This is a genomic window from Bradyrhizobium sp. PRIMUS42 (assembly GCF_023006515.1).
GTDB lineage: Bacteria > Pseudomonadota > Alphaproteobacteria > Rhizobiales > Xanthobacteraceae > Bradyrhizobium.
On sequence record NZ_JALBGZ010001097.1, the window covers coordinates 1 to 1438 of the forward strand.

Here is a 1438-nt window from a genome sequence, read left to right on the forward strand (position 1 = left end):
GAGGCCAATTCGGCGCCGGCTGCTGCGGCCCCGGCCCCCGACGCCAACGATCTGGTGCGTGCCGCCATCGAGCGCCTGCGCAAGTCGCCTGAGGGCAAGTCGGCTGAAGGCAAGTCGTCCGAAGGCAAGTCGGCTGAGGCCAGATCTTCCGAAACCAAGCCCGCCGAGGTTCGGCCGTCCGAGGCCAAATCAGCCGAGAGGCCGCCAGAGCCTGCGGTGCGGGAGGCCGCCCGCACGCCGGAGGCCCCGCGGGTCATCAGTATGGAGCCGGCTACGGTCCGTCCGCTGCCGCCGCCGATCACGGTATCGACGCCCTCATCCGAGGCCTATGGCAGTGATGGCTCCTCGTCGGCCAATCCGCCCTACACGGCCTCGGTCAGCAACGACGATCCGAATCGGATGACGCCGCCGGCTGACATTCCCGTGCCGATGATCGCGCCGCCGCTCGATCTGCGCGCCGACGCCGGCGCCTCCTTGCCGCGGCCGAAGAAGACGAATGTCGCCGACGAGATGCTCTCGGGCATGAAGTCGATGTTCCACTCGGTTCTGCCGAAGAGCGCCACCCCCGATTAAGACAGCGGCTTCGCTGCGCCCAAATCGTCAGCCGCCGACGCGGGCGAGGCCGCTGCGCGCGGCGTCGTCGCGTGGGCGAAGCGAGACAGCCCTGGTGTAGGACGCCGCCGCCTTGGCCTTGTCGCCCAACCGTTCATAGGCCTGTCCGCGCGTGGTCCAGACCTGCGCGTTGTGCGGATCGGCCTCAGAGGCCTCATCCAGATCGGCTACGCCCTCCTTGACCTTGCCGAGCGCGAGATAGCTGGTGGCGCGGCCGAGCAGGGGGTCGACCTTCTGCGGGTTGAGCCCGCTCGCAGCGGTGAAATCGGCGATCGCGAAATCGTGCTGGTTATTGCCCTGGTAGATCAGGGCGCGGCCATAGAGCGCCTGCGCATTATAGGGATCGAGTCCGACGGCGCGATTGAACTCGTCGAGTGCTGCCGCGGTCTCGCCTGACTTTGCCAGGGCTTGCGCTTTTGCGGTGTGGGCCTGAGCTTCGGTGACGTTGCCGGCGCTCACCGCGCTCTCGGCGGGCGCGGCCGCCTTGGGTGCTTCCTGAGGCTTGTCCTTATCCGGCATCAGCGATCCCAGATCGAAGGAGCAGCCGCACAGCGCAATCCCCATCAAAGCCAGCGCGAACGGCTGCTGCCAGATCTGGCGTAGCCGTGCCAAGCCGCGCTCGGGGAAAGGGGAGGCCATCTACGGTTCGCTCGCGCTGGTGCCGCATAGGTAGTGCCCCGTCCCAGAAAGGCACCGCTCACAAACAATAACGCGGGCCAGGGGCCCGCGTCATCGTAAACTGAAATCTTGCTAAATGCGGTAGGTCTATCAGCGCGGTCCGCGCGGACCTGCACCCGGGCCGCCACGACCGCCGCGATCACCGCCG

1 protein-coding gene and 1 pseudogene are annotated in these 1438 nt (G+C 67.5%); one reads left to right on the top strand and one right to left on the bottom strand.

All coding sequences use genetic code 11. From position 1 onward, the window contains the following. Nucleotides 1-573 (top strand): annotated as a pseudogene (locus tag MOV75_RS37955) (hypothetical protein); the annotation flags it as partial. Nucleotides 574-600: 27 nt separating this feature from the next. On the opposite strand, the gene MOV75_RS37960 reads toward MOV75_RS37955, so the two are convergent. After that, nucleotides 601-1251: a tetratricopeptide repeat protein gene (locus MOV75_RS37960; protein WP_246932685.1), complete on the bottom strand. Its 651-nt coding sequence runs from the start codon at nt 1249-1251 to the stop codon at nt 601-603. Nucleotides 1252-1438 lie beyond the last annotated feature (187 nt).